The organism is Arthrobacter sp. SIMBA_036 (assembly GCF_046535135.1).
Lineage (GTDB): Bacteria > Actinomycetota > Actinomycetes > Actinomycetales > Micrococcaceae > Arthrobacter.
Genome location: NZ_JAWRXG010000005.1, coordinates 146,591 through 172,358, shown reverse-complemented (window position 1 = coordinate 172,358; position 25,768 = coordinate 146,591). Strand labels below are relative to the sequence as shown.

The window sequence follows — 25,768 nt, the reverse complement described above, 5'->3', positions numbered from 1 at the left end:
GCAGGGGAGCCGTTCTGGCTCACGGGACAGCACCTCTGACCTTCGGGGGTTGAACGTGATTAACGTAACAGTCCGGTTACGAAACGGGCTCGAACTGGACAGGTGTTTTTCCATACGCTTTAGTATCGGCATCCCTGCAATGGACTTTTCGGTATGCCTAACTCCCCGTTACTCTTTAATGAGGATTCCCCGACGATGAGGACAAGGAATGGCTGCCCCAACGCTCCGCCTCGGCACCAAGCCCGGCAAAGCCTGGTCCAAGCTCTTCATGCTTGGCCCGGCCTTCGTGGCTGCGATCGCCTACGTGGATCCAGGCAATGTGGCGGCGAACCTAACGGCAGGGGCCAAGTACGGCTACGTGTTGATGTGGGTTCTCGTTGTTGCCAACGCCATGGCCGTCCTGGTGCAGTACCAATCGGCAAAACTGGGGCTGGCTACCGGGATGAGCCTGCCGGAGATTCTTGGTCAACGGCTCGGCACCAAGATGCGGCGCCTGTACTGGGCGCAGGCTGAAATCGTCGCCGGGGCGACCGACGTCGCGGAAGTAATTGGCGGCGCAGTGGCACTGAACCTGCTGTTCGGGCTTCCCCTCCTTGGGGGCGGCGTGATCATCGGTGTGGCGTCCATGCTGTTGCTCGCCCTCCAGTCCCGGCAGGGCCAGCGCTCCTTTGAGTACGCCATCCTGGTTCTCCTGGGCATCATCGCCGTCGGATTCATCTCCGGGTTGTTCGTTAACCCGCCCGATGCCGGCAGCGCCCTCAGCGGCCTGCTGCCCCGTTTTGAGGGCGCGGACACCGTCCTGATCGCCGCGAGCATGCTCGGCGCCACTGTCATGCCGCACGCAATCTACCTGCATTCGGCATTGGTCCGGGACCGCCACGGCTTTTCTGGGGACCCGATGGTGAGGACCCAGTTGATTCGGACCACACGGGTGGACGTGGTCAGCGCTTTGCTCCTGGCAGGGATCGTCAACATTTCGATGCTCCTGCTGGCGGCGTCCAGCCTTCGCGGCGTCGAAGGAACTGACACGATCGCCGGCGCCCACGCCGCGGTAACCGCGGCCTTGGGACCCGCCGTCGGCGTCATCTTTGCCGTAGGACTGCTGGCATCGGGCCTGGCCTCGACGTCGGTAGGTTGCTACGCGGGTTCAACCATCATGGGCGGCCTGCTGCGGGTGCGCGTACCGCTCATGGTGCGCCGGACGGTGACGTTGGTTCCAGCCCTGATCATCCTTGGCGCGGGGATAGAACCGACCCTGGCCCTGATACTTAGCCAAGTGCTGCTCAGTTTCGGCATTCCCTTCGCCCTGATTCCGCTGATCCGGCTCACGGGCAGTCGCGATGTCATGGGAATCCACGCCGACTCGATGCCGGTCAAATTCGCCGCGTGGACCAGCGCGGTCCTGATCGTGGGCCTCAACGTGGTGCTCATCGCCCTGACATTCGGTGCCCTGGCCTAGGGGTAGGGTGCACCTCGGCGCCCGTCATGTGGGCACCTTGGACACCAAAGGGACTCTTTCTCGGTAGGATTTGTGACAGGGCCCACGCTTGAGGGCCGCTTATAGCTTGGCACCCCCAGTTGGGGATACTTAGAAGGAAACTATCGATGGCTCAAGAAGCGGGCTCTCACTCTCAGGCCGGGGGGCCGGAACACCCGCCCAAACACGTCCCTGACGCGCCGTCTTCGGAGGAAACACCTTCGCCGGACGAGATCGTAATCCGGGGACAGGTGATGGACATTATCGAATCCATCCTCGACGATACCGAGCCTAAGTCTGAAGGAGCCAGGGCCAGGCTGCGCCGCTTGGTTGAAGCGCGCCCGGACAATCCCGAGCGCGCGCTCCTGGAGCACCTGCTGGCAACCCGCAACCCGCCGTCGGCCTCCCGAGAGCCGTCGGCAAAGGTTCCGGTACAGGTGGAGCCGGCAAGCCTGCACCTTGAATCCCACGATGCCAAGCGGTCGGTCAGCGTACCCATCAGCCACGAAATGCGGGAATCCATCCAGTCGGTCCTCACGGACAAGCTGCTGCTGACAGCCTTCCAGCCTGTTCATGCCCTTCCCGGTGGGGAAGTTGTAGGAGTTGAGGCACTGACCCGCTTCGTGGGCGAGGACGGAGCCGGGGCGGACGTCTGGTTCAATGAGGCTGCTGCCGCGGGCCTCGGAACCGAGTTGGAGATAGCGGCCCTGCACTGCGCACTGACTGCCGCGCACGATGTGCCTGAAGATTTGTCCGTTGCCCTAAACCTCACCCCGGCAACAGCCCAGGATCCTCGCGTTCGGGACCTTTTGGCAGCGGCCACCCTTGCCGCGGACAGGATCATCATTGAGCTCACCGGCAGCCTCGCGTCCATGGAGAGCCCATCCGCTGACGAGATCCTGCGGCCGCTACGTAAACTCGGCCTTCGCGTCGCGATCAGTGCCTCGGGCGCCGGTTTCGCCCCCGCGGACCTGATCGACCAATTGCACCCGGACATCATCAAACTGGATCGTCATCTGATTGAAGGCATCGCAAGTAGCGAAGGTCAAAAGATCCGTGCCAAGGCCATCGTTGAGCAGGCCCGCGCGGCTGGCGCGGACATCATCGCCGAGGGCATCGAAACAGCGGAGGAACTCGAGGAAGTCACGGCCCTCAAGGTCACCGCGGCGCAGGGCTACCTTTTGGGACGCCCGTCGGTTCACCCCCTGGACTGGTCCGCCTGGAGCATCCGTGCACAGACGGAGACGTTGCCCACAAGCTAGGTAACCGCGCTGAAACCAGCCACCCTGGGCACCACGATTCGGCGCGCCTCGCGTTAGAGTGTCAGGCGGGACCGGTGCTGTACGTCGGCTCCATGATCAGGGATCTGCACTGGCAGTGGCCCGCTTAGCAAGGAAGCCTTACGTGATGGACCGGTTAACTAATACTCCCGCGCAACCTCGCACCACAACGTTCCCAAGGAGCCTGCGCGAACACCTGAACACGCCAAAGGGCCTGTTATGGGGGTTCGTGCTGGTTCACGTGGGCTTTTTGGTCTTCGCTGCCGTGCTCTCTTTCCGGGGCGAAGCTTTCAGTGACACGTTCATCTACCGTGACTGGGCGATGGCCGGTTTCAATGAAGCCAACCTGTCGGGCGGCCCGAGTCCATGGGTCTACCCGATCCTGGCACTCATCCCCATGGCAGTGGCCGCCGTCGCCGGACCCGGCCCGTTCTTCTTTCTTTGGGTCCTGCTGACCACGCTCCTCAACGGCTGGGCGCTGCTCGCCCTCACCGATCGCGGTCGCAGGCAACAAGCCATTCCCGCCGGATGGTGGTGGCTGCTGTTCCTGACCCTGATGGGCTGGCTGGGTTTTGCCCGCGTCGACGGCCTCACGGCGCCAGTGGTCCTTGTGGCCCTGGTCTTCGGAGTTGCCAGGCCCTTTCTGGCAGCCGTGGTGCTGAGCATCGCCACCTGGGTTAAAGTTTGGCCTGCCGCAGTCCTGCTGGCCTTATTCGCCGTCGTCAAGGACCGCCTTCGCGTCGTAGCAGCAGGAATTGTGACGACGGCGGTGGTAGTGGCGCTTGCCGCCTCCATCGGCTCCGTCCCCAAGCTGCTCAACTTCCTCACCCAGCAGGGTGACCGCGGCATGCAGTTGGAAGCTACGTTCACCACGCCCTGGCTGTGGCTGTCGGTCCTGAGGATCGGCGATTCCCACATGTACATGAACACGGACATCAACTCCATGCAGGTTGACGGTCCCGGAACTGCCTTCATGTCCGTGCTGATGCAGCCCCTGCTGCTGCTCGCTGCGGCCGCAGTAGCCGGCCTGACGTTCTGGGCGCTGCACCAAGGAAAGCTCACTGGCGGCGTGGACCGCACGGAGCTCCTTCTCTCCGGTGCCCTGACGTTGGTAACGGCTTTCATCGTGTTCAACAAAGTGGGCTCCCCACAGTTCATGGTGTGGTTGGGCCCGGCCGTGGCCGTTGGGCTTGCCCATGACTGGAAGCGGTGGCGCGTCCCCGCCGCGATGCTCATCGCTATCGCCGTCGCCACGTACTTTATTTATCCGTTGTTCTACGACGCACTGAGCCACAACAACCCGTGGATGGCCTTGGTGCTGAGCATCCGCAACGTCCTGCTGGTGGTTCTTTTTTTCTGGTCCGCGCACCGCCTGTACGCGTTGGGCAGGAAGCCATCCGTCGCCACCGAACCAGCGGCCAAGGAGCTTTAAGATTTCGTCCACGTTTTTTGACCGACTGGTCCGTATCCGTAGCAGTATCCTGTCGCCGCGGGTCGTGGCCTGGTTCGCCCGGCCCGGCAGCGTCTGGTGGGGTTTCGCTGTAGTCCATCTTTACTTCCTCGCTTGGATGGCGTCGTTCTTCCTTCACGGGGACACGTTCAGCGACACCGAGCAGTACCGGCAGTGGGCCTTCGGCGGGTACAACCCGGCCAACCTCGATGGCAAGATCAGCCCTTGGGTTTATCCGGTGTTGGCCCAGATACCGATCTTCCTTGCCGGCGTGGCAGGTCCGGCGCTGTACCTGCTGGTGTGGACCCTCCTGATCACCGCACTAAATGCGGTGGGCCTCTGGTATCTCACCCGCGGACCTCGACGCCGGAGCGGAATCGCGCCAGCGTGGTGGTGGCTCTTCTTCACCGTGTTCATGGGATACCTCAGCTTTGCGAGGGTGGAGGGAATCACCGCCCCGATTGTGATGATTGCCCTCCTGTGCGCCGCGCAGCGGCCGGTGGTGGCGTCAGTCCTGCTGAGCGTCGCAACGTGGATCAAGGTGTGGCCGGCGGCCGTGCTCGTGCCCGTTGTGATCGCCAGCCGCCGTCGGCTCCCGATGATCGCAGCGGGAGCCGGGGTCACCGCCGTCGTCGCCGTCGGAACCTACCTCAGCGGCGGTTTCAGCCACATCATGGACTTCCTGATCAACCAGGGTGAGCGTGGCATGCAGCTCGAGGCAACGTTCTCCACCCCATGGGTGTGGCTGAGCGTCTTCCACATCGATGGTTCGACCATTGCTGACAACGTCGCCATCAATTCCACGGAGGTCTACGGCCCGGGCGCCGATGCCGCCGCCTTCCTGATGCAGCCCTTGCTCATAGTGGCCGCCCTGGCTGGGGCGGTGTTGTTGCTGCGTGCCCTTAAGCGTGGGGCGGAGCGGGAGGAACTGTTCCTTGAGGGGGCGTTGCTGATGGTTACGGCGTTCATCGTGTTCAACAAAGTAGGGTCGCCACAGTTCATCATTTGGCTCGCGCCGGTGATCGTTGCAGGCCTGACGCACAATTTCGACCGGTGGAAAGTCCCCGCAACGCTTCTGATGGCGATCGCCGTCACCACGTTTGTGATCTACCCGCTGTTCTACACTCCCCTCATCCACGCGCACCCCGTGATGGCCGCGGTACTCACGGCCCGCAACGTGTTGCTGGTGGTATTGCTGTGGTGGTCCGTGCAGCGGACGGTGGAGCTGGGGCGCAAGCCCACCAAGGTCCTGGTTTCCTAGCGGATGGCCGGTGGCCGTCGGAAAAGGCGGCGGTCACCGCGCCGGACCCAGCCCGACAACTTGCCTTGGACCAGTAACCGTCGCGTATGGATGTCCAAGAACACCAGGTAAAAAGAGAACAGCAGGGTGACGGCGAAAGCCAGCGATTGCAGGTCCACCGAGACCGGCACGAACGACCAAACCGACAGTTGATCCTGGGCTCCGAAGACGATGAAGAACGTCACTCCCACGTAGAGGCAACGGATCTGCCAGTCGTCCCTGATGCCCGTGACGGCGAGGAACGGAACAAACCAGAGGATGTACCACGGCTGAATGATGGGGGAGAGCAGCACCAAGGCGGCAAAGGCAAGCGCCATGCGCCGTACCACCCTGGAATGGTCTCCGCGGAACATCAGTACCACCACCAGCACCATTGCCCCCCACTTCATGGCGGTCCTCAGGAAGCTCGCCATGGTGCCCCCGGGAAGTCCAAGCGCGTTGGCAAAAAACTCGAGTTGCTGGCCGAGGAACCCGGAGGGGGAGTAACCCGTGAAACCGGGAGTCGGGTCGATGATGGCCCATACCCAGCCCAGGCCCAGTCCGTGTGGGATCCCGCTGATGGCCAACACCCCGAAGCTCAGCGCGGCCGTGGCAGCCCACATGCCGAACTTCCGCGGCCACGAGGCGCCGGCCCCGGCCCACATCAGCCCGATGAAGGGGAGCAGCAGCACGGTTGCTGGCTTGATACCGATGGATGCCGTAACGAGCAGCACTCCAATGATCGGCCGGCGGGTGGCGGCGAAGTAGGTACCGGCGACGGCCAGGCCCACCATCAGGGCATCGTTGTGGGCGCTCGCGATAAAGCTGATGAGGAAAAGCGGATTGGCTACCGTGACCCAGAGGGCCCGTGCTCCGTTGACGCCGTGCAATTCGGCGAGCTTGGGAACGTAGAGGACACACAGGAGGACCCCGGCTGCGGCCAGTAACCGGAACAGCAGCACGGAGACGTCCGGTTGAGCCCCCGTGATGGCCACTACGCCGTTGGCCATCCAAAGGAAAAACGGGCCGTAGGGTGTTCGGGCCTCGGCCCATGCCGGGTCCGCACCCAGGGAAAACCAGTTGCTCAGTGTGGAGATGCCTACCTCGTAAGGATTTTGGCCTTCCATCATCAGCCGGCCCTGGCCTATGTAGGCGTAGACGTCACGCGAGTAGACGGGTACGGCAAAGAGCAACGGAAAGGACCACGCGGCAATTGCCGTCACAATGGGGCCCAGGGCATTGCCCTGCCACGTGTCCATCCTCTGGCCCAGTCTTAGCCAGGAGCGCACCAGCAGCATGGCGCCGACGGCCAAGCTGATGGCAGAGACCGTCACCCCCCAGTCTTCGGTACGCAAGGCGATGACGATTGGGTGGCGGATCATCGGGGAACCGTTGGCAATCCAGCCGATCCCAATGGAGCCCGCGAACATCATGAGCGAGCCGAGGAAGCCCTGCAGGATGGCGGGGTAGACCACGGGTTTACCCTCTGAGCGGGTTGTTGCCGCACTGGAACCCGGTTCGGCGTCGCGGAGTGCCTCCGGCGTCGTCGTCGAAGATCCTGTGCCTTTGCTCGGGGTGCTACCTGTCGTCATGACCAGTTAGGTCCCCCACTCGTGGTTGGGCACTCCGGAAAACGGAACGCAGCTGATGCCGAAACAAATATGCTTTGGGCATGTGAAATTTTAGCGCCGATCCGGCCGGGAGCAGCACCGGCAGCAAAATGGCGGTTGGCTACCGGGAACAGAACCAGGATCGCTAGTCCAGTTTACGGAACGTCACGGTGCAACGGGGGAGGTCCCGGCACACGGCGGAACCGGACGTGAAGCGTCCGCCCTACTGCCGTAAGTGGTCCCGTAGCCCGGGCACGGCGAAATCGACTTTGCCGTAGCCTGCCGGTTCGATCAGCCCGGCCGCTATCAGGCGGTTGCGGTACTTTGACACAAGGCTTGGTTTGGACTTGATGATGCTGCCGATCTGCGCGGCCGTTGACGGGCCTTCCTGTTCGGCCATGGCGTGGAGGAAATCCCGGTCTTTATCCGAAATGTCTGAGAGGGCGGATCCAACGACGACCAAGGCGTTACGACGGCGGGCGGCTGCAATGGCCTGAGACACGGCGGCTTGGTCAAGTTTGGAACCGGCACGCTCAGCCGCCATCCAGAGGTAATATCCGACGAGCTGGATGAGGAAGGGGTAACCCTCAGTGGCTTCCGCCGCCTCAGCCGTCAACTCGTCCGGGATGTCAATGCCGCCTTCCCGAAAAAGCTCTTGGTATGACGTGGTCACCTCGCCGATCGCTGCCTCATGGAGGTTGATCCTGTCAGCACGACGAAGAAACGTTGCCACACCTTCGTTGAGCAGGTCTGAAACAGCTGATGGTAGGCCTGCGAACACCAGGCCGATCGGCAACCCATCGCGAATGAAGTGCTGCACATCTGCCGCGAGCTGCGAGATTTCGGTTCGGTCCACTGCATGGATTTCATCAATGGTGATGACCAGGCCGGTACCTTTGCTTGCCAATACGCGCAGCAACTCCTCCCCGGTGCGCCGCCAATCCGGAATTTGCTCCGGTGGGAGCTGGGTTGTCAGGCCGAATCCGGCGGCAGAGAATGCCGTGATTTTTCGCGTCGGCCCACCGTCGCCCAGTTCGTGGAGTATCTGCAGCATGTCCTCGCCCACCTTGGCCAGGAATCCTGGGACGGCCGTCCGGGAGATCACCGCCCAGCCCTGTTCCCGAGCGAGTGATTCCGCGGAGCTGAGCATCACGGTCTTGCCGATGCCCCTGGAGCCCGTGATGATCGTGAGTAGCCCGGGCGCCCCTGATCCCTGCCGGAGACCGTACTCGAATTCATCAAGGAGCCCGGCCCTCCCCACCAGATCGGGCGGAGTTGCACCTGCGGTGGGCTTGAAGGGATTTTGCACGACGCCTCGCTTGTAAAAGTAGGTGAAACTGGTGAAAGTGGTTAAACTCGTCTCAGCCTATCAGCCTGCCCTATTTTTAGCTCCTGATTGCTGCTTAGTAGCCGCTGCATCTGCTCGCCCGCGTCGCTGCCCGGCGCAGGTGTATAGACAACGATGTGCAGATCCGGCCGGTCCGACGGCGAGACCTGGTGATGCTCCAGCTGCAATACGCCAACGGCCGGGTGGTGGAAAAGCCGCTCGCGGGACTCGAAGCCCAGGATGTCGTATCGGTCCCAGCTCTCTTGGAACTCGGGGCTTGCCTCCTTGAGCCGCTCCACTTGGTAGGCCACATCCGGATCGCCCAGCCGTTGGCCGGTTTCGGCGCGGAACTCCGCCAGGAAACGCTTGCTGGTGACGTCCCAGTCAGGCAGGAGATCACGGACATAGGGATCAGTGAAGACCAGCCACAGAAGGTTCCTGTCACCGGCGTCGAACGTTCCTATATTCGGATAGAGCGCCTCATAGGCGCGGTTCCAGCCAGCGACACCCCAGTCCGGCGAAAGGGCATAGGAGGGATTGGGGTCCAAGGCGTCCAGCAACCGTTGGACGTGAGCCGGAACGTTGGCCGCAACCGGACCTTGGGAACGCGCTGACGAATAGCCGCCCAGGGAGAGCACGTAGCTCAGCCCCGTATCCGAGAGGTGCAGGGCACGCGCTATGGACTCGAGGACTTGACGCGAAGGGCTGATGTCCCGGCCTTGCTCCAACCACGTGTACCAGGTGACGCTCACGCCGGAGAGGAAAGCCACCTCTTCCCGGCGGAGGCCGCGCTCGCGGGAACGGCCCACTGGCGGCAAGCCGTAATCGGAACGGAGTGCCTGGCTTCGGCGGGCCCTCAGGTATAGCCCGAGCTCTTTGCGTCTCTCATCTTTCACGGACTCAACACTATTACTCTGTTACTTTCACTACTAGTAGTAAGGCCGTCTTCCGCCATTCGTAGAAGAACAGCAGGATGATACTTATGCCTGCACTTCGCTCCAGAACAGTTACCCATGGCCGCAACATGGCCGGCGCCCGCGCACTGCTGCGCGCTTCCGGCGTCGCCAACACGGACATCGGCAAGCCGATCATCGCCGTCGCCAACTCCTTCACTGAGTTCGTCCCCGGCCACACTCACTTGGCCCCGGTGGGCCGGATCGTCTCCGACGCAATCCTCGCCGCCGGTGCTGTGCCGCGCGAATTCAACACCATCGCCGTGGACGACGGCATCGCCATGGGCCACTCCGGCATGCTGTACTCCCTGCCGTCCCGCGACCTGATCGCCGATTCCGTTGAGTACATGGTGAACGCACACTGCGCCGACGCCCTGGTCTGCATCTCCAACTGCGACAAGATCACTCCGGGCATGCTGATGGCCGCATTGCGCCTGAACATCCCGGTGGTATTCGTCTCCGGCGGACCCATGGAGGCCGGCCGCGTCACCCTGACGGACGGCTCCGTGCGCTCCCTGGATCTGGTGAACGCGATTTCCGATGCAGTGGACGAATCCATCTCCGATGCCGACATCAACCTCATCGAAGAGAACGCCTGCCCCACCTGCGGATCCTGCTCCGGGATGTTCACGGCCAACTCCATGAACTGCCTGGCCGAGGCCATCGGCCTGGCCCTGCCCGGCAATGGCTCCGTGCTCGCGACCCACACCGCCCGCAAGGCGCTGTACGAGAAGGCCGGCAGCACCGTCGTCGAGCTCGTCAAGCGCTATTACGACGGCGACGACGACTCCGTGTTGCCGCGCTCCATCGCCACGGCCGAGGCCTTCGACAACGCCATGGCACTGGACATTTCCATGGGCGGCTCCACCAACACGATCCTGCATCTGCTGGCCGCGGCCCAGGAGGCGGGCGTGGAGTACGGTCTGGCCGAGATGGACGCCAAGTCCCGTCAGGTGCCGTGCCTGGCCAAGGTGGCCCCGAACGTCGCCGGGGACAAGACCTACTACATGGAGGATGTGCACCGCGCCGGCGGCATCCCCGCGCTGCTGGGTGAGCTGAACCGCGGGGGCCTCCTCCACAAGAACGTCCACTCCGTTCACTCCAACGACCTGGACAGCTGGCTGGACGACTGGGACATCCGCGGCGGCAAGGCCACCGAGGAAGCACAAGCTTTGTGGCACGCCGCTCCCGGTGGTGTTCGCTCCTCCACCGCGTTCTCGCAGTCGAACCAGTGGACCACCCTGGACACCGACGCGGAGGGCGGTTGCATCCGTTCCGTGGAGCACGCCTATTCCAAGGACGGCGGCCTGGCCGTGCTGCGCGGCAATGTCGCCGTCGACGGCGCCGTGGTGAAGACCGCGGGCGTGGACGAGTCCATCTGGACCTTCGAGGGGCCGGCAGTTGTGTGCGAGTCACAGGACGAGGCCGTGGAAATGATCCTGAACAAGACCATCAAGGAAGGCGACGTGGTGGTCATCCGCTACGAAGGCCCTCGCGGCGGCCCTGGCATGCAGGAAATGCTCTACCCGACGTCGTTCCTCAAGGGCCGCGGCTTGGGCAAGAAGTGCGCCCTCATCACGGACGGCCGCTTCTCCGGCGGCACCTCCGGCCTGTCGATCGGGCACATCTCCCCGGAGGCTGCCTCCGGGGGAGCCATCGCCTTGGTTGAAAACGGCGACATCATCAGCATCGACATCAGTCAGCGCTCCCTCCAGTTGCAGGTTTCCGACGAGATCCTCGCCGAACGCCGCGAAAAGCTTGAAGTCAATGGCGGCTACAAGCCGAAGAACCGCGAACGCCACGTCTCCCCGGCGTTGCGGGCCTATGCGGCCATGGCACTGTCAGCAGACAAGGGCGCCGTCCGCGATGTCTCATTGGTGGAGAACCTCTAGGGGCCAAGTCTGCTCGGAGGGCCGGGCTTCGGCGATCTCACGGCACAAACCTGTACCCCATGCCGGGTTCGGTGATGAAGTGCTGCGGATTGCCGGGCTCGGCCTCCAGCTTGCGGCGGAGCTGTGCCATGTAGACCCGCAAATAGTTGGCTTCCTTGGCGTACGCAGGTCCCCATACCTCCGAGAGCAGTTGGTGCTGCGTGATGAGTTTGTCAGGATTTCTCACCATGATGTCCAGGATGTTCCATTCGGTGGGAGTCATCCGCACATCACTTCCGGCCCGGGTGATCCGTCTCTTGGCGAGGTCCACGGTGAAGGAACTCGTCTCTACCGTTGCAAGCTCCGGGCCGGGCTCCGTGCGGCGGCGGAGGATTGCGCGCAGCCGGGCCAGAAGCTCGTCCAACCCGAACGGTTTCGTGATGTAGTCGTCCGCCCCGGCATCAAGCGCCAGCACTTTGTCGTTGGAACCGTGGCGCGCTGAAAGGACCAAGATCGGTACGGTACTCCATTCCCGGAGCTTGGTGATCACGGTAGTTCCGTCCATGTCCGGCAAGCCCAGATCGAGAATCACGACGGCGACCGGTCGCTGCGCCGCAGCGTGCAGCCCCGATTCGCCGTCGGCAGCTGTCACCACCGTATAACCCTGACCGCGGAGGGTGATGGCGAGTGCCCGGACAATATGGGGATCGTCGTCCACAACCAGGACGTTGTTCACGGGTTGGCTCCTCGTGTGGGCAGTGGATGGTGATCGCGTTGGAGCAGCAACGACTGCGCTTCCATGGGCGCCTCACCGGTAGGGTGGTCAAACACCGGACCGGCAGAGAGGGGCAACCTGATCAGCATTGTCAACCCGCCTCCGGGCGTCTCTTCCGCTGTCAACGTGCCACCCATCGCTTCGGTGAAACCCTGGGCGACCGCGAGCCCCAAACCCACACCTGCTGCGGCGGGCACATCGTGGAGCCGCTGGAACGGTTGGAACATTTGGACCACGCTGGCGGCAGGAACGCCTTGGCCGTGGTCGATAATTCGCAATTCGCCCGCTGGTCGTCCGGCCAACGGCGTCATGCTGAGTCCACCGGCTGCGCCAACAATGACAATGTCGGAATCCGGGGCGTATTTCACCGCATTTTCAACGATGTTGGCGATGACCCGCTCCAGCATGCCGGCGTCGGCGTCCACTTCTGGCATGTTCGCCGGCAGGTCCACCCGGACCCGCCCCGCCGGGATACCGTGCAGGGCCGGGGGGATTACCTCGAACCAGCGGGTGGGCTTGATCAGGGCGTTCACGGAGTCCGAGGTGATGCGGGACATGTCCAAGAGGTTGCCCACCAGTACGTCAAGACGGTCCGAACACTCATCGATAGTGGCCAGAAGATCTTGTTCTTCTTCTTCGGTGTACTTGACACCCGGTTGCCGGAGGCCGCCGACGGCGAGCTTGATACCCGCTAGCGGTGTGCGCAGATCGTGGGAGACTGCACGCAGGATGGACGTGCGCATCGTGTTGCTTTCTGCCAGGCGCGTCACCTCGCGCCGGCTGGCTGCCAATTGCTTGCGTTCCATCATGGCGGACAGGTGGGATCCGAAAGCCCCAAGGAGCCTGCGATCGCTGGCTGGAAGGACCCGGCCAGAGAGAACCAAGCGGGTGTTGGCGTCGATCTGCTCGGTGTTTTCGTTCTCGTCAGGGGCTTCCTCGCCCGCCGCGGCCACTAACTGCCAACCGTCGTCGCCGGAGGCTGATTCATAGAGGGCCGCGCGTCGTACCTGGAAAACGTCCAGGGCCTGTTCCAGCAGTCCCTTGATGGGGTCCTCAGCTGAGGAAGCGCCGCGCGTCAAGTCGCCCAGGGTCGTCGCTTCGGCGCGCGCGCGGGCTGCCTCCTTGGATCGCCGGGCTGAAAGGTCCACTACCAGGGCAACGGCTGAGGAAACGCCCACGAAGACCAGCAACGCCAACAGGTTCTGGGGGTCGCTGATGGTGAGCGTCCCGAGAGGAGGGACGGAGAAATAGTTCACCAAGAGGCTGCTCCAAAGTGCACCCAACAGTGCAGGCCATAGCCCGCCCACCAAGGCCACGGCAACGGATCCGGTGAGCTGGATCAGCACTGCGGTGGCAATATCGTGCGACGGGCTCACGGCCAGCAGGAATTGCAGCACCACCGGCACCACCACTGCCATCGCAAAGCCAACCATCACCCGGATGCGACCAAGGTCCCGTTGGCGCGAACGCTCAACCCCGCGGCCCCCCAAGGGGTGGGAGACCATGTGGACGTCGATGTCTCCGGAGTCCCGGACCACTTTGCTTCCGACGCCTCCGGTGAGACGGCCTGCCGGGAGTTTCCGCCGAGAGACGCCCACCACGATCTGCGTAGCGTTGACGCTCCGAGCAAAATCGAGCAGCGCCTTGGCCGGGTCCTCGCCGGCAACGGTGTGGTAGCTGCCGCCGAGATCGCGAACCAGCGTCCTCTGCGCTTCCAGTGCCTGCGGTGATTCCGCGGAGACGCCGTCGGCCGCCCTAACGTGGACGGCCAACAGGTCGCCGCCGTTGACCCGTTTGAGGATCCTCGCGGCACGCCGGATGAGCACTTCGCCTTCCGGGCCACCGGTCAGCCCTACGACAATCCGTTCCCTTGCCGGCCAACTTTGCTCGATTTGGTTCTCGGCCCGGTACCGCGCCAAGCCCTCGTCAACCCGGTCAGCAAGCCACAGCAACGCCAGTTCGCGCAACGCCGTCAGGTTGCCCATGCGGAAATAGTTGGATAGGGCCGCATCGACCTTGTCCGCTGCGTAGATCTTGCCGTCGCCAAGCCTTTGCCGCAGCAGCTCCGGTGAGATGTCCACCAAATGGATTTGATCAGCTCGTCTCACCACATCATCGGGAACTGTCTCTGCCTGCTTGACGTCAGTGATGGCAGAGACGACGTCCCCTAGGGAAGCAAGATGCTGCACGTTCACGGTGGACAGGACGTTGATGCCAGCGTCCAGCAGTTCCTCAATGTCTTGCCAGCGCTTTCCATGACGACTACCAGGAATGTTGGTATGCGCGTATTCGTCCACGATCACGGTGTGTGGACGCCGTGCCAGCACGGCGTCCACGTCCATTTCCTCGAAGATGCTTCCCCGGTACTCGATCTCTCGCGGCGGTATGATGTCCAGCCCCTGGAGCAGCGATTGGGTATCGACCCTGCCGTGATGCATGGCGAATGCCACCACCACGTCCTCGCCACGGCCCAGCAGCCTGTGGGCTTCTTCGAGCATGGCATAGGTTTTGCCCACTCCCGGGGCTGCCCCCAGGAAGATTCTCAGTGCCGCGCGTGCCATGTCCTCATTCTTCCACCGGGAGTGGGCCCCTATTTGGTCTTCGCGGCAGAAGCGACATCCAGATTCAGCAACGTCACGTTGACCGATGGCTGACCCCAGAATGCTTCCAGCCCGCTGGTGGTGTTCCTGTCCACCAGGCCTTGGACAGCCACGGGGCTGAGCCCCTGAGCCCGAGCAACCCGCGTAACCTGAAGCTTTGCGTAAGCCAGCGAAATATCCGGATCCAGTCCGGACCCGCTGCCGGTCACCGCGTCGGCGGGCACCTCAGACTCGGTGACGCCCTCCGCGCGGGCGACCGTTGAGCGGCTGGTGGTGACGGCGTCGAGCAGCTTCGGATCGTTGGGTCCCAGGTTGCTTGCGGAGGACGACGCCGGGTCCCACCCCACAGCCGACGGCCGTGCATGGAACCACCGGGCATCCTGAACGCCGTCCTTGCCGCCCGCGGCCTGCACGATGAGCGCGGATGCCGCGGGGCGGCCGGTGGGATCCTTAACGATGGAGCCGTTCGCTTGGAAGGGCGCAATTCCCTGGCCGGCCGCAAAGACCGCCAGCGGGTAGAGCACTCCTAAAACGATTGTTGCCAGCAGCAGGAATCGCACAGCGGTGCCGGCCTGGCGGAGATATCCGAGCAGCAAGTTCATGATGGCCTCCTAGCCAATGCCGGGGATGAGGGAAATGATCAGGTCAATGAGCTTGATGCCGAGGAAAGGTGCCACCAAACCGCCAAGCCCGTAGACCAGCAGGTTCCGGCCCAGTGCTTGGTTGGCGCTGACTGCCCGGTATTTCACGCCGCGCAGCGCCAGTGGCACCAGCACGATGATGATGAGCGCATTGAAGATCACCGCCGCGAGAATGGCCGACGACGGACTGGACAGGCCCATGATGTTCAACAGACCAAGGCCCGGAAACGCTGCAGTGAAGAGGGCCGGGACGATTGCGAAGTACTTCGCAACATCGTTTGCCACGGAGAATGTGGTAAGTGCCCCGCGGGTGATGAGCAGCTGCTTACCGATCCCCACAACATTGATGAGTTTGGTGGGATCGGAGTCAAGGTCCACCATGTTGGCCGCTTCCTTGGCCGCGGGGGTCCCGGAGTTCATGGCCACACCAACGTCGGCAGCAGCCAAGGCAGGGGCGTCGTTTGTGCCGTCCCCGGTCATCGCCACCAGCCGGCCCTCGCCCTGTTCGCGCCGAATAACCTGCAGTTTGTCTTCGGGAGTGGCTTCGGCCACGAAATCATCAACGCCGGCTTCGGCCGCGATCGCTTTGGCGGTGACAGGATTGTCGCCAGTGATCATCACGGTGCGGATACCCATTTTCCGTAGCTCCGCGAACCGGGCGTGCATGCCAGGCTTGACCACGTCGGCCAGGTGGACGGTTCCCAGGACTTGGGCGCCGCCGTCGGGCGTCTTCTCCGCGACGAGCAGTGGCGTGCCGCCATCCGCGGATATCTCCTGCACCTTCCGCCGGACTTCGTGGGGTAGCTGTCCGCCTGCCTCGGTGACGAAACCCTCGACGGCGGACGCCGCACCCTTGCGGATCAGGCGTCCATCCAGGTCCACGCCGCTCATCCGTGTGCTCGCGGTGAACTCCACGATGGTGATCTCCTCCGCAGTGTTCCGGAGATCGACCAACTCGGGGCCATTGACGCCGGCGTCGTTGGCGAGGTCCACAATGGACCGGCCCTCCGGCGTTTCGTCAGCCAGGCTGGAGAGCCGGGCAGCGATGATGAGTTCGCCGGGCTCCACGTCCTTGGCTGGGAAGAAGTTGACGGCCCGGCGGTTGCCGTAGGTAATGGTGCCCGTCTTATCCAGCAGCAATGTGGTGATATCTCCGGCTGTTTCCACTGCGCGGCCGGATGTCGCCAGGACGTTGTGCTGGACCAACCGGTCCATGCCGGCGATGCCGATGGCAGGCACCAAGGCACCGATGGTGGTGGGGATCAGGCAGACCAGAAGGGCTACCAGCACAATGGGCGACGGCGTTGCTCCCGCCAGCGAAGCGAAAGGAGCCAAGGCCATGGTGACCACCAGGAAAACGATGGTCAGCGAGACGAGGAGCACGTGCAGGGCGATCTCATTTGGAGTCTTTTGCCGGACGGCGCCTTCCACCAACTTGATCATCCTGTCGATAAAAGTTGCCCCGGGCTCGGCGGTAATGCGGACCAGGATGCGATCCGACAGGACTTTGGTCCCACCGGTAACGGAAGACCGATCGCCACCGGACTCCCTGATCACGGGGGCTGATTCACCCGTGATGGTGGATTCGTCCACGCTCGCGAGGCCTTCGACGATCTCGCCGTCTGAAGGGATCACGTCACCGGCCTCGCAGATCACCACGTCATTGAGCCGCAACTCGGTGCCGGGTAGTTCCTTGGTGGTTCCGTCGTCCAGGCGAAGCCTGGCCGTGACACCTTTGCGGCTGGCCCGGAGACTGTCCGCCTGCGCCTTGCCTCGCCCTTCCGCGATGGCCTCGGACAGCGTGCCGAACAATACGGTCAGCCACAGCCAGGCGGTCACAGCGATGCTGAAGACGTCGGGCTTGAGCACGCAGATCACCGTGCAGATGGCTGCACCGACGAGCACTACGAACATGACAGGCGAATGGACCATCTGCCGGGGAGCCAGCTTCTTGAAAGCTACCGGGAGGGCCGCCCGGACGGTGGCGGCATTGAGTTTCGCCGGTGTTTTGGTGTGGTGCTTGTGTTCACCCGGAGTGCCCAGTGGGTTGCCGTCGGCGTAGGTGAGGGTGGGGGAGTCCGCGGCGGATGCCGTGCTGGACCGGGTCATTTGATAAGTCCTTCTGCGAGTGGGCCCAAAGCAAGGGCCGGGAAGTAGCTCAGAGCCGTCATGATCACGGTGACACTGAGGAGCAGTGATCCGAACAGCCACCCGTGGGTGGGTACCGTTCCCGACGACGCCGGAATCTTGCGTTGCCTGGCCAGGGAACCGGCCAACGCAAGTACCAAGGCGATCGGCAGGAACCGGCCCAGCAGCATGGCGATGCCCAGCATGGTGGACAGGTATGGTCCGGAGCTGGTGATGCCGCCGAATGCCGAGCCGTTGTTATTCGCCCCCGAGGTGAACGCGTACAGCAGTTCACTGAATTGGTGGGGTCCGGAGGCCGGTGCGTTGGCCATCACCTCCGGCAACAACGCCGTGATCGCTGCAAGCGTCAGCACCAGCGTGGGTGTCACCAGGATGTAGAGCGCCGCCAGCTTCATTTCGCGCGGGCCGATCTTCTTGCCCAGGAATTCCGGGGTACGCCCCACCATCAATCCGGCGATGAAGACGGCAATGATGGCCAAGAGCAGCATGCCGTACAAGCCTGAACCCGTGCCCCCGGGCGCTACTTCGCCAAGCATCATGTTCAGCATTCCAATTCCCCCGGCGAGCGGTGGCAGGGAGTCGTGTGCCACGTTGACGGCGCCGGTGGAGGTGAGGGTGGTGGAGGCGGCGAAGATCGAGCTCGCGGCGGGACCGAGGCGTTGCTCGAACCCCTCGCCCAACCCGCCCGCGGCCGCCGTCGCAGTTCCTTGGGCTGACGCTACAGCCCACCCCATCAATGCCGTGGACGTCAACCAGAGCGTTCCCATGACAGCGGCGATCGTGTAGCCCTGCCGCTGGTCCCCGACCATTCGCCCATAGGTATAGGGAAGGGCCGAGGGGATGAGCAGGATCAGGAAGATCTGGAACAGGCTGGTGAACACGTTGGGGTTTTCCAAAGGATGGGCCGAGTTGGCGTTGAAGTATCCACCGCCGTTGGTACCCAGTACCTTGATGGCCTCCTGGGAGGCAACCGGGCCGCCCGGAATCACTTGGGAGGCCCCGCTCGCCTGGTTCGCCACGTCCGTTGGCCAGAAATTCTGGACGACGCCGCCGATTACCAAGGCGATTGCCGCCACGAACGCCACTGGCAGCAGAACCCTGAAGGATGTGCGGGCAAGATCGACCCAGAAATTGCCCAGCCGGTCCGTCTTGGTACGGACAATACCGCGGATCAGCGCCACCACCACCACGATTCCCACGGCGGCGGAAAGGAAGTTCTGCACCGCGAGCAGGCACATCTGGACGAAAATGCCTACCGTCGCCTCAGGAGCATACGTTTGCCAGTTGGTATTGCTGACAAAGGAGATCGCCGTGTTCATGGCGATCCAGGGATCAACTCCCGGCAGCGCGTTATTCCCGGGAAGCACCCCTTGCAGACGTTGCAGGGCGAAGACCACCAGGATGGATACGGCTGAGAAGACCAGGATGCTCCGGAGATACACGGACCAGCCTTGTTCGGTGTCCGGGTCCACCCCGGCCAGGCGGTAGAACAACCGTTCAGGCCCCCGGGACTTGTTGCCGGAGAAAACACGTTCCAAGTACAAGCCCAGCGGTTTGTGCAGGAGGATCAGGGCCACCAACAGGACCCCGATCTGGGTGATGAATGACGCGATACTAAAAGCCACGTGCTGTCACCACTTTTCCGGGTTAAGCAGCACGGCCAGAAGGTATACGGCCATGGCCAATCCGGCAATGAACAAGCACACCCACATGATGGCGTCCACGTTCATTGACCACTCACCGGGCCATCGCCGTCGACCATTTTGCCCAAGAGGTGGGCAACCCACATCACGATTCCCATGGTCACCACGAGAATCACCACAACAGCCATGTCGGCCACTGGAACGTCCTTTCATCCACGCCCCGTTTACGGGGGTTGATGCCAGTCAACTCCTGTGAAACAGGCGAAAAGGCGTTCCTAACGGTTCCTTAATGGCTGCGGAGGGAATCTTGATGCGCTCTTAACGTAGGTTGCGCAATTGCGCCTCTCCTTGGGCGTACATGTCCAGCAATTCGCGGGCGTGCTCTCCGGCGTTGCCTTCTTGGGCAAGGGCGGAGCGCATCCCCTCAAGCTTCTGTTCCCCAGCGGGGAACGGCGGGAGCAACGGGATGTTCGGGTCCGTGAGCACTTCCAGGACCGCAGGACGGTCCGCGTTCAACACCTCATCCCATGCGGCTCCCAGCATGGCCGGGTCGTCCACGCGCACGCCCTTGAGGCCCAGCAGCTCCGCGTAACCTGCATAGGGGAAGTCAGGAATCTCTTGGCTGGCATTGAACCGCGGCTCGGCCTCCGTTTCACGCTGTTCCCATGAGACCTCGGCCAAATCGCGGTTGTTGAACACGCACACCACAAACCTCGGGTCGGCCCATTCACGCCAGCGATGCGCCACCGTGATCAGCTCCGCCACCCCCAGCATCTGCATGCCACCATCGCCCGCCAACGCCACCAGCGGCCGGTCCGGATGCGCGAGCTTGGCTGCCAGTCCGTAGGGGATGGCACAGCCCATGCTTGCCAGGGTGGCCGAGAGATGCGCAGGAACTCCCGGTGGAAGCGTCAGCTGGCGTGCGTACCAATAAACGCAACTGCCGACGTCGATGCTCACTTGGGCGTTGCCCGGCAGTCTGCCGCTGAGCTCGCGCGCCACCAGTTCCGGGTTGACGGGTTTTGCGGGGATGGCGGCGCGTTCCTCCGCAAGTCGGCGCCATGCGCTGACCTGATGTTCGACGTCGGCCCGCCACTGGGAGCGGGAGGGTTGATCCCGCGCGTCGAGAAGGTCTGACAACTCCTGGACGGTGGATGCCGCATCACCTACAAGGCCAACTTCCACGGGGTAGCGGTTGGCGATCTTCCTGCCGTCGATGTCGATCTGCACCGCCCGCGCTGTCCCCGGCGTCGGGTAGAACTCAGTCCAGGGGTCGTTGGAGCCGATGATCAGGAGCGTGTCGCAGTTTTCCAGCAAGTAAGCGCTGGCGGTGGTGCCCAGGTGTCCCATGGTGCCGGTGGCCAGCGGGAGAGTCTCGTCGACGTAAGGCTTGCCGAGCAGGCTCGTGGTGATTCCGGCGTCGAGTTTTTCCGCTAATGCGATAACTTCCGCTTGCGCGTTGCGGGCGCCTTGTCCCACGAAGAGGGCTATCCGTTCGCCCGCGGAGAGGACATCCGCCGCCCTGTTCAGATCTTGTTGCCGGGGCATGATGTTTGCCCGGTGCCACACAGGAGCCGTGACCACGATTCCGTGCTCTTGTTCGAGCTCCGGAGCTTCCGCCGTCTGGATGTCGTGGGGGACGATCACCACGCAAGGGGACTTCGTTTCCAGGGCTGTCCGGAACGCACGGTCAATCAGCATGGGAACCTGCTCGGGGGAGCTGGCCAGCTGGGCGAATTGCGCAGCGACGTCCTTGAAGAGGGTTAGGAGTTCTATTTCCTGCATGTAGGCCGAACCCAGCACCGTGGTACTTTGCTGGCCGATGATGGCCACCACGGGGACGCTGTCCAGCTTGGCGTCGTAAAGGCCGTTGAGCAGGTGGACTGCTCCGGGTCCTTGTGTGGAGGTCACGACCCCCACGCCGCCTGTGTACTTCGCGTGCCCTACGGCCATGAACGCGGCGGCTTCTTCGTGCCTGGCTTGAATAAATTCGAGGTCGCTTTCGGAGCGGCGGAGCGCACCCATGAAACCGTTGATGCCGTCCCCGCTGTATCCGAACACCCTCTCCACGCCCCATGCTTTGAGGCGCGCCGCCATGAGATCCGAGACCGTTCGTTGGGACATGACGCGCTCCTGTTGTCAGATGACGGTTGCTGCCGGGGTAACTATAGTAAGCATGCTGATGGATATGGCGCTCTTTTTGGCCGCCAGACTCGGGCGGTAGAGGCCTATTCAAACGTGCAGCAAGGGCGATACCTTGATCGCTAGGGAGCCGACTTGGGGGATTCCGGTAGGGCCCCCAACTGTCAGTGTGCCTACTGGAAGCGCTCCTTGGCTGCTGCACATCGCGGCAGTCCCGTGTCGATGAAAGGAAATGCCGTGGCTGTTTCTATCGAATTGGGTAAGGCCCTTGATAAGGCTTACGAAAACGCAAGCCTCGAGGAAGTCCTCAATGCGCCGCCTTCTGCATTGGCCGGATTGACCGAAAAGCACGATGAGCTGTTCAAGGAACTCGGCATCAAGACGATCAGGGACCTGGGCAGCAACAAGTACTTTGCCACGGCAGGCGTTCTCGTAGCCGTGTCCGGGAAAGCAGGATAGCTCCGCCCGTTGGGTAGGCCTGCTCCGCCGTCACCGCGGGCGTGAGCAGGTATTCCAAACTTTTTTTAATTGGCGGCGTCACGTTTCCGCAGGTCAACGTACATAACCAGTGCCCACGTCTTTGTGCCGCGCTTTTGCCGTTGCCCTTTTCGGCCCTGCCGCCGTACATCGACTGAGTTGGCAGCGATGGGTGTGGCGGGTTCTGGGGCCCGCCCGGGGCGCCGTCGCTGCGTGAAACCGGGCTAGTGCGGTCGGTCGTCTGAGTCGCGACCGACCGCACGATCGGTCAAACCGCGCGGGATCGGTTTATCTGGGGAACCGCGAACCTAAGTCCCCGGAACCTCAAGAGGGTGCGTGACTTTAGATAGCCCGCATCGCGTTGTTCCGCTTTTCGTGGGTAAGCTCAGCCAAGCCCAGCGCCTCCAAGAGAGGCGGCATGTACATCCCGAAGCGGCCGCGGTAACCCTTTCGGAGCCCGTACCAGCCACCCACGGGGTTACCCTCGCTGCGACCCCACGCTTCTACGGTCCCTTCGGCAGCCTCTTTGCCTTCGTCGGCAGCGCCGAGGGGGACCCAGTCGCCCTGTTCCACGAGCCAGGCGTGCAGGTCCTCGATGGCGCGGAGTTGGTACGTCAGTTTTGTGGCGCCCACCTGGCAGATGATCGCAGGGGGATCCGAGGCCTCGTCTTTATACATGGTGTAGTCCGAAGAACCCGGTGGCGTCGTGAGCCGCCAAGGGTCATCTTTGGTCCCAGCTCCCGGGGCTGCCTGCCCCGGGGTATCCGGCCCGCCGTCGTCGGGCCCATCGGTATCGGGCCCCTCTGCGGGGTCCTGGGAATGTGCGCCGATCTGGTGGGCTTCCCACCCCTCGGGCTCACCCTCGGCGGGGGCGTCAGTGTGCTGGCGCGGCTCTTCTGCGGACGTTCCAGATGGCTTCACTAAGGATACTTCCTATCCTTGAGGGATTGCTTCGGTGAACAAGTCCGAGTCTACGCTGCGGACGCCGTGTTGCGGGGTCCGCTCTGCGCGGAATTACGGGCTCTAAGCGTGCAGAGCGGGCCCCGCAGCGGAGGGTGTGGCATAGGCTGAAGCCAAGCAGTTCCCCGTTTTGACGACCCAACTGCCAAGGAGAAGTGAAGATGCCCAAGCGCCACAACCCGGCGGTGAAGATCGCCCAGGAAACAGCCCACAACGCAGTGTTTGACGCTCAAGGCAACACCAAGCCCGGCGTCCATAACGTGCTGTTGAAGGCAGTTGACGTCCAGCGCCCGATGGTCCTCGCGAACCTTCGGAGGCTCCAACGCCGCTACCCGAAAGACTCACCGGCGCAGCTTGCCGCCAAACTAGAGCGCCACTACTTGCTCGCCGTCTCAGGCGGGGGTGCGGCGGTAGGTGCCACCGCCGTCGTGCCTGGTATCGGAACAGCGGCCTCGCTGGGACTCTCCGCGCTGGCCACGGTCGGATTCCTGGAGACTACGGCGCTGTATGCCTCGTCCCTGGCAGAGCTCCACGGTATCCGCCTCACCGACCCCGAACGGGCGCGGACCATGGTCATGGCCATCATGCTGGGAGAAGAAGGGACCGCGATGCTCGGTGCCCTCAGCGGTCAGTCGCTCGGCCACAGCAAGGGAGTGACCAACGCGTGGGGTAGGACCCTGACCAAGAAGATTCCCGGAAGCGGATTCGGTGTGGTCCGCGATACCATTCAGCGCGCGTTCTTGAAGAGCTTCATGAAACGGCAAGGTTCAGCGTTCCTCGGCCGGGCACTGCCCTTCGGCGTCGGGGCCGTGGTTGGTGGCGCCGGAAACATGATGATGGGCAGGGCTGTGGTGGCAACCGCCAGGGAAGCGTTTGGCCAGCTGCCCGATACGATCCCTGGTGAATTGCAGCCGGACACAATGGATGCGCTCACGGACTTGGACAAGAAGGGCGACAAATAGTGGATCTCAACGCTGACTTGGGGGAGTCGTTCGGCTCTTGGAGTATGGGCGACGACGCTTCGATGTTCCGCATTGTCAGCAGCGCCAACGTTGCCTGCGGCTTCCACGCCGGTGATCCACTGACAATGCTGGACAGCTGCCGGGCCGCCTTCGAGCTGGACGTCCGGGTGGGCGCGCATGTGGGGTATCGCGATCTGGCAGGCTTCGGCCGGCGCTCCCTGGACATGACGTTCGACGAGCTGTTCGGGGACGTGCTCTACCAACTTGGCGCCTTGGACGGTATGGCCCATGCGGTGGGTGCGTCGGTGGATTACGTGAAACCCCACGGCGCGCTCTACAACAGGATTGTCCACGACGCCGAGCAGGCAGAAGCTGTGGTGGCGGCCGTCCATGCCTACGATCCGGGGCTTCCCGTACTTGGTTTATCGGGTTCCGATTGGTTGCGGTTGGCCGAGGAGTCGGGTCACCCGGTGTTCCGTGAGGCGTTCGTGGACAGGGCGTACCAACCCGATGGCACTCTTGTCCCGCGGACTCACGAAGGGGCAGTGCTGCACGACCCCGACGCCGTGGTAGCGCAGGCGGTACGGTTAGCGACGCGCGGCGAGGTGCTCGCCGTCGACGGTTCCGTGGTTCGTGTCCAGGCCGACTCCTTGTGCATCCACGGGGATACGCCCGGCGCGGTGTCCATGGCAGCCGCCGTTCAGCAAGGCCTGCAGCAGGCCGGGGTGCAGATCGAGGCGTTCGCCTAGGACGTATTCGCCCAGGCCCTATTTGACCCGGGACCTACCCAAACAGCAGGTTCGCCAGCGTGAAGATCGCCAAACCGGCCAACGCGCCCACAACTGTTCCGTTGATCCGGATGTACTGGAGGTCCTTGCCCACCTGCAGTTCGATCTTTTGCGACGTTTCATCCGCATCCCACCGGGCCACGGTGTCTGAGATGACGCCGGCGATGTCCGAGCGGTAGTTGTTGACCACATAGCCGGCAGCATCGCCTATCCATGCGTTGACCTTGCCGGCCAACTCGTCATCGTTGACCAATCGGCTCCCGAAATCCCGGACGGCGCTCTTGAAACGCTGGCTCAGTTCGCTATCCGGGTCCTCGACGGCGCTGAGGAGTGCAGCCTTGACCGTGCCCCACGTGCGGGACGCTAGTTCGCGGACTTCCGGATCACCGAGGATCTGCGACTTGATGGACTCGGCGCGCTCGATCATCGCTGGATCATGCTGCAGGTCTTGGGCGAGGTCGGCGAGGTAGGCGTCGATCGACTGGCGGACTTGGTGGTCCTGGTCGTTCTGCACTGCACGGACGAACTTGGACAGCTCGACGTGGACCCGGTCACCTACCAGGCCATCCACAAATGTCGGCACCCACAGCGGGGATCGATCGGAGACGAGGCGGTTCACGGTGGAATGATTGGCGTCTACCCAGTCGGCGGCACGGTCCACCAGGAGGTCCACGAGCTTGTGGTGGTGGCCGTCAGCGAAGATGCGCTCGGCCATTCGACCAACCGGAGGCCCCCATGGCGGCGTGAGCAGGTGCTTGCGGACCATACCTTCGATAACTGCCTGCACGTCGTCGTCGTTCAGGACGGTGAACGCCCCGCGAATCACGGCACCGCCTTCCTTGGCTACGCGCTCGGAGCCGCCGGGGCTGGACAGCCAAGTACCGGCTTTGCGGGCGACGTCGATACTCGCCAACTTCTCCTGCACAACCTCTTGGGACAGGAAGTTGCTCTCCACGAAGTCGCTGAGCGATTCTCCGATCTGGTCCTTGCGCCGCGGAATGATGGCGGTGTGGGGGATCTTCAAACCCATGGGGTACTTGAACAAGGCGGTCACGGCGAACCAGTCCGCCAGCGCACCCACCATTCCGCCCTCGGCGGCGGCACGGACATACTCGAGCCATGAATACTGCTTCTGCAGGGCGAATGCGACCGTAAAAATGACTGCCATGCCGATCAACATGGCCAGTGCCAAGCGTTTCATCCGCTTCAAGGCAGCAGCTTTTTCGTCATCGCCGATGGACGGGCTCACGACGGCGGATCCGCCTTGGGCAGGCGCAGGGACCGCCGTCGGGCGTGAGCTGGAAGGGTCCGTGATGTCGTCGGCCGGTATTTGTTCAGAATTCACCTGCATTAGCCCAGCGTAGCCCCGTAGATGCAGCACCGTG

The 25,768-nt window shown here is 63.1% G+C and carries 20 protein-coding genes; 8 read left to right on the top strand and 12 right to left on the bottom strand.

All coding sequences use genetic code 11. The features are described 5' to 3' along the window. The first annotated feature begins 208 nt into the window (after window positions 1-208). The 4 genes from SB659_RS08935 (at window position 209) to SB659_RS08920 (ending at window position 5,468) form a co-directional block, all read left to right on the top strand. Window positions 209-1,459, top strand: coding sequence for an Nramp family divalent metal transporter (locus tag SB659_RS08935; RefSeq protein WP_410550166.1), 1,251 nt, complete (start codon window positions 209-211; stop codon window positions 1,457-1,459). Between the two features lie 146 nt (window positions 1,460-1,605). Further along, on the top strand, window positions 1,606-2,739 hold the full coding sequence (locus SB659_RS08930) for an EAL domain-containing protein (RefSeq protein ID WP_410550165.1): 1,134 nt from the start codon (window positions 1,606-1,608) through the stop codon (window positions 2,737-2,739). 145 nt (window positions 2,740-2,884) lie between these two features. Continuing rightward, complete coding sequence (locus SB659_RS08925; RefSeq protein WP_410550164.1) at window positions 2,885-4,189, top strand: glycosyltransferase 87 family protein; 1,305 nt, start codon at window positions 2,885-2,887, stop codon at window positions 4,187-4,189. A 64-nt stretch (window positions 4,190-4,253) separates the two neighbouring features. Further along, window positions 4,254-5,468, top strand: coding sequence for a glycosyltransferase 87 family protein (locus SB659_RS08920; protein ID WP_410550163.1), 1,215 nt, complete (start codon window positions 4,254-4,256; stop codon window positions 5,466-5,468). Here the strand turns inward: SB659_RS08920 and mptB are convergent. The 3 genes from mptB to SB659_RS08905 form a co-directional block, all read right to left on the bottom strand. Next, on the bottom strand, window positions 5,465-7,078 hold the full coding sequence (mptB, locus tag SB659_RS08915; protein ID WP_284979324.1) for a polyprenol phosphomannose-dependent alpha 1,6 mannosyltransferase MptB: 1,614 nt from the start codon (window positions 7,076-7,078) through the stop codon (window positions 5,465-5,467). The two genes, SB659_RS08920 and mptB, sit on opposite strands and share 4 nt — an antisense overlap. A gap of 241 nt (window positions 7,079-7,319) precedes the next feature. Then, window positions 7,320-8,405, bottom strand: a complete 1,086-nt coding sequence (locus SB659_RS08910) for an AAA family ATPase (protein WP_284979323.1) — start codon at window positions 8,403-8,405, stop codon at window positions 7,320-7,322. A 41-nt stretch (window positions 8,406-8,446) separates the two neighbouring features. Then, entirely contained in the window at window positions 8,447-9,319 is an 873-nt protein-coding gene (locus SB659_RS08905) for a helix-turn-helix transcriptional regulator (protein WP_410550162.1), read from the bottom strand. Window positions 9,320-9,405: 86 nt separating this feature from the next. On the opposite strand from SB659_RS08905, the gene ilvD reads away from it, so the two are divergent. Then, window positions 9,406-11,268 (top strand): dihydroxy-acid dehydratase, encoded by a 1,863-nt coding sequence (gene ilvD, locus SB659_RS08900; RefSeq protein ID WP_284979321.1) that lies wholly within the window; start codon window positions 9,406-9,408, stop codon window positions 11,266-11,268. 37 nt (window positions 11,269-11,305) lie between these two features. Here the strand turns inward: ilvD and SB659_RS08895 are convergent, their stop codons facing one another. The 7 genes from SB659_RS08895 to SB659_RS08865 form a co-directional block, all read right to left on the bottom strand. Next, a complete protein-coding gene (locus tag SB659_RS08895; protein ID WP_284975863.1) occupies window positions 11,306-11,983 on the bottom strand; it encodes a response regulator in 678 nt (225 codons plus the stop codon). Then, entirely contained in the window at window positions 11,980-14,583 is a 2,604-nt protein-coding gene (locus SB659_RS08890) for a DUF4118 domain-containing protein (RefSeq protein ID WP_410550161.1), read from the bottom strand. Before SB659_RS08890 ends, SB659_RS08895 begins: the two co-directional genes overlap by 4 nt. A 29-nt stretch (window positions 14,584-14,612) precedes the next feature. Beyond that, window positions 14,613-15,224: a potassium-transporting ATPase subunit C gene (locus tag SB659_RS08885; protein ID WP_410550160.1), complete on the bottom strand. Its 612-nt coding sequence runs from the start codon at window positions 15,222-15,224 to the stop codon at window positions 14,613-14,615. A 9-nt stretch (window positions 15,225-15,233) separates the two neighbouring features. Continuing rightward, complete coding sequence (kdpB, locus tag SB659_RS08880; protein WP_410550159.1) at window positions 15,234-17,372, bottom strand: potassium-transporting ATPase subunit KdpB; 2,139 nt, start codon at window positions 17,370-17,372, stop codon at window positions 15,234-15,236. After that, window positions 17,369-19,036, bottom strand: coding sequence for a potassium-transporting ATPase subunit KdpA (gene kdpA, locus SB659_RS08875; RefSeq protein WP_410550158.1), 1,668 nt, complete (start codon window positions 19,034-19,036; stop codon window positions 17,369-17,371). The genes kdpB and kdpA overlap by 4 nt, the downstream gene beginning before the upstream one ends. Window positions 19,037-19,042: 6 nt before the next feature. Next, window positions 19,043-19,141, bottom strand: coding sequence for a potassium-transporting ATPase subunit F (locus SB659_RS08870; RefSeq protein ID WP_284975858.1), 99 nt, complete (start codon window positions 19,139-19,141; stop codon window positions 19,043-19,045). Between the two features lie 231 nt (window positions 19,142-19,372). Continuing rightward, window positions 19,373-21,178 carry a thiamine pyrophosphate-requiring protein gene (locus tag SB659_RS08865; protein ID WP_410550157.1) on the bottom strand — a complete coding sequence of 602 codons (1,806 nt, stop codon included), beginning with the start codon at window positions 21,176-21,178 and terminating at the stop codon, window positions 19,373-19,375. Between the two features lie 255 nt (window positions 21,179-21,433). Here SB659_RS08865 and SB659_RS08860 point away from each other — a divergent pair, with 255 nt between their 5' ends. After that, the gene (locus SB659_RS08860) at window positions 21,434-21,655 is read left to right on the top strand and encodes a hypothetical protein (protein WP_284975856.1); all 222 of its coding nucleotides are present in this window, start codon (window positions 21,434-21,436) and stop codon (window positions 21,653-21,655) included. Between the two features lie 360 nt (window positions 21,656-22,015). Here the strand turns inward: SB659_RS08860 and SB659_RS08855 are convergent, their stop codons facing one another. Further along, window positions 22,016-22,594, bottom strand: coding sequence for a DUF6855 family protein (locus SB659_RS08855; protein WP_410550156.1), 579 nt, complete (start codon window positions 22,592-22,594; stop codon window positions 22,016-22,018). Window positions 22,595-22,794: 200 nt separating this feature from the next. Between SB659_RS08855 and SB659_RS08850 the strand changes: the two genes are divergently transcribed. Then, window positions 22,795-23,595 carry a hypothetical protein gene (locus tag SB659_RS08850; protein WP_284979317.1) on the top strand — a complete coding sequence of 267 codons (801 nt, stop codon included), beginning with the start codon at window positions 22,795-22,797 and terminating at the stop codon, window positions 23,593-23,595. After that, on the top strand, window positions 23,595-24,344 hold the full coding sequence (locus SB659_RS08845; RefSeq protein WP_410550155.1) for a LamB/YcsF family protein: 750 nt from the start codon (window positions 23,595-23,597) through the stop codon (window positions 24,342-24,344). Before SB659_RS08850 ends, SB659_RS08845 begins: the two co-directional genes overlap by 1 nt. Before the next feature lie 34 nt (window positions 24,345-24,378). On the opposite strand, the gene SB659_RS08840 is transcribed toward SB659_RS08845, so the two are convergent. Next, window positions 24,379-25,734, bottom strand: coding sequence for a DUF445 domain-containing protein (locus tag SB659_RS08840; RefSeq protein ID WP_284979315.1), 1,356 nt, complete (start codon window positions 25,732-25,734; stop codon window positions 24,379-24,381). Window positions 25,735-25,768 lie beyond the last annotated feature (34 nt).

Bases quoted from the DNA above. Each gene is read 5' to 3' on its own strand.
- SB659_RS08840 (WP_284979315.1), bottom strand. From the start codon at position 25,734: ATGCAGGTGAATTCTGAACAAATACCGGCCGACGACATCACGGACCCT.
- mptB (WP_284979324.1), bottom strand. From the start codon at position 7,078: ATGACGACAGGTAGCACCCCGAGCAAAGGCACAGGATCTTCGACGACG.
- SB659_RS08930 (WP_410550165.1), top strand. From the start codon at position 1,606: ATGGCTCAAGAAGCGGGCTCTCACTCTCAGGCCGGGGGGCCGGAACAC.
- SB659_RS08890 (WP_410550161.1), bottom strand. From the start codon at position 14,583: ATGGCACGCGCGGCACTGAGAATCTTCCTGGGGGCAGCCCCGGGAGTG.
- SB659_RS08870 (WP_284975858.1), bottom strand. From the start codon at position 19,141: ATGAACGTGGACGCCATCATGTGGGTGTGCTTGTTCATTGCCGGATTG.
- SB659_RS08850 (WP_284979317.1), top strand. From the start codon at position 22,795: ATGCCCAAGCGCCACAACCCGGCGGTGAAGATCGCCCAGGAAACAGCC.
- ilvD (WP_284979321.1), top strand. From the start codon at position 9,406: ATGCCTGCACTTCGCTCCAGAACAGTTACCCATGGCCGCAACATGGCC.
- kdpB (WP_410550159.1), bottom strand. From the start codon at position 17,372: ATGACCCGGTCCAGCACGGCATCCGCCGCGGACTCCCCCACCCTCACC.
- SB659_RS08865 (WP_410550157.1), bottom strand. From the start codon at position 21,178: ATGTCCCAACGAACGGTCTCGGATCTCATGGCGGCGCGCCTCAAAGCA.
- SB659_RS08925 (WP_410550164.1), top strand. From the start codon at position 2,885: ATGGACCGGTTAACTAATACTCCCGCGCAACCTCGCACCACAACGTTC.
- SB659_RS08935 (WP_410550166.1), top strand. From the start codon at position 209: ATGGCTGCCCCAACGCTCCGCCTCGGCACCAAGCCCGGCAAAGCCTGG.
- SB659_RS08885 (WP_410550160.1), bottom strand. From the start codon at position 15,224: ATGAACTTGCTGCTCGGATATCTCCGCCAGGCCGGCACCGCTGTGCGA.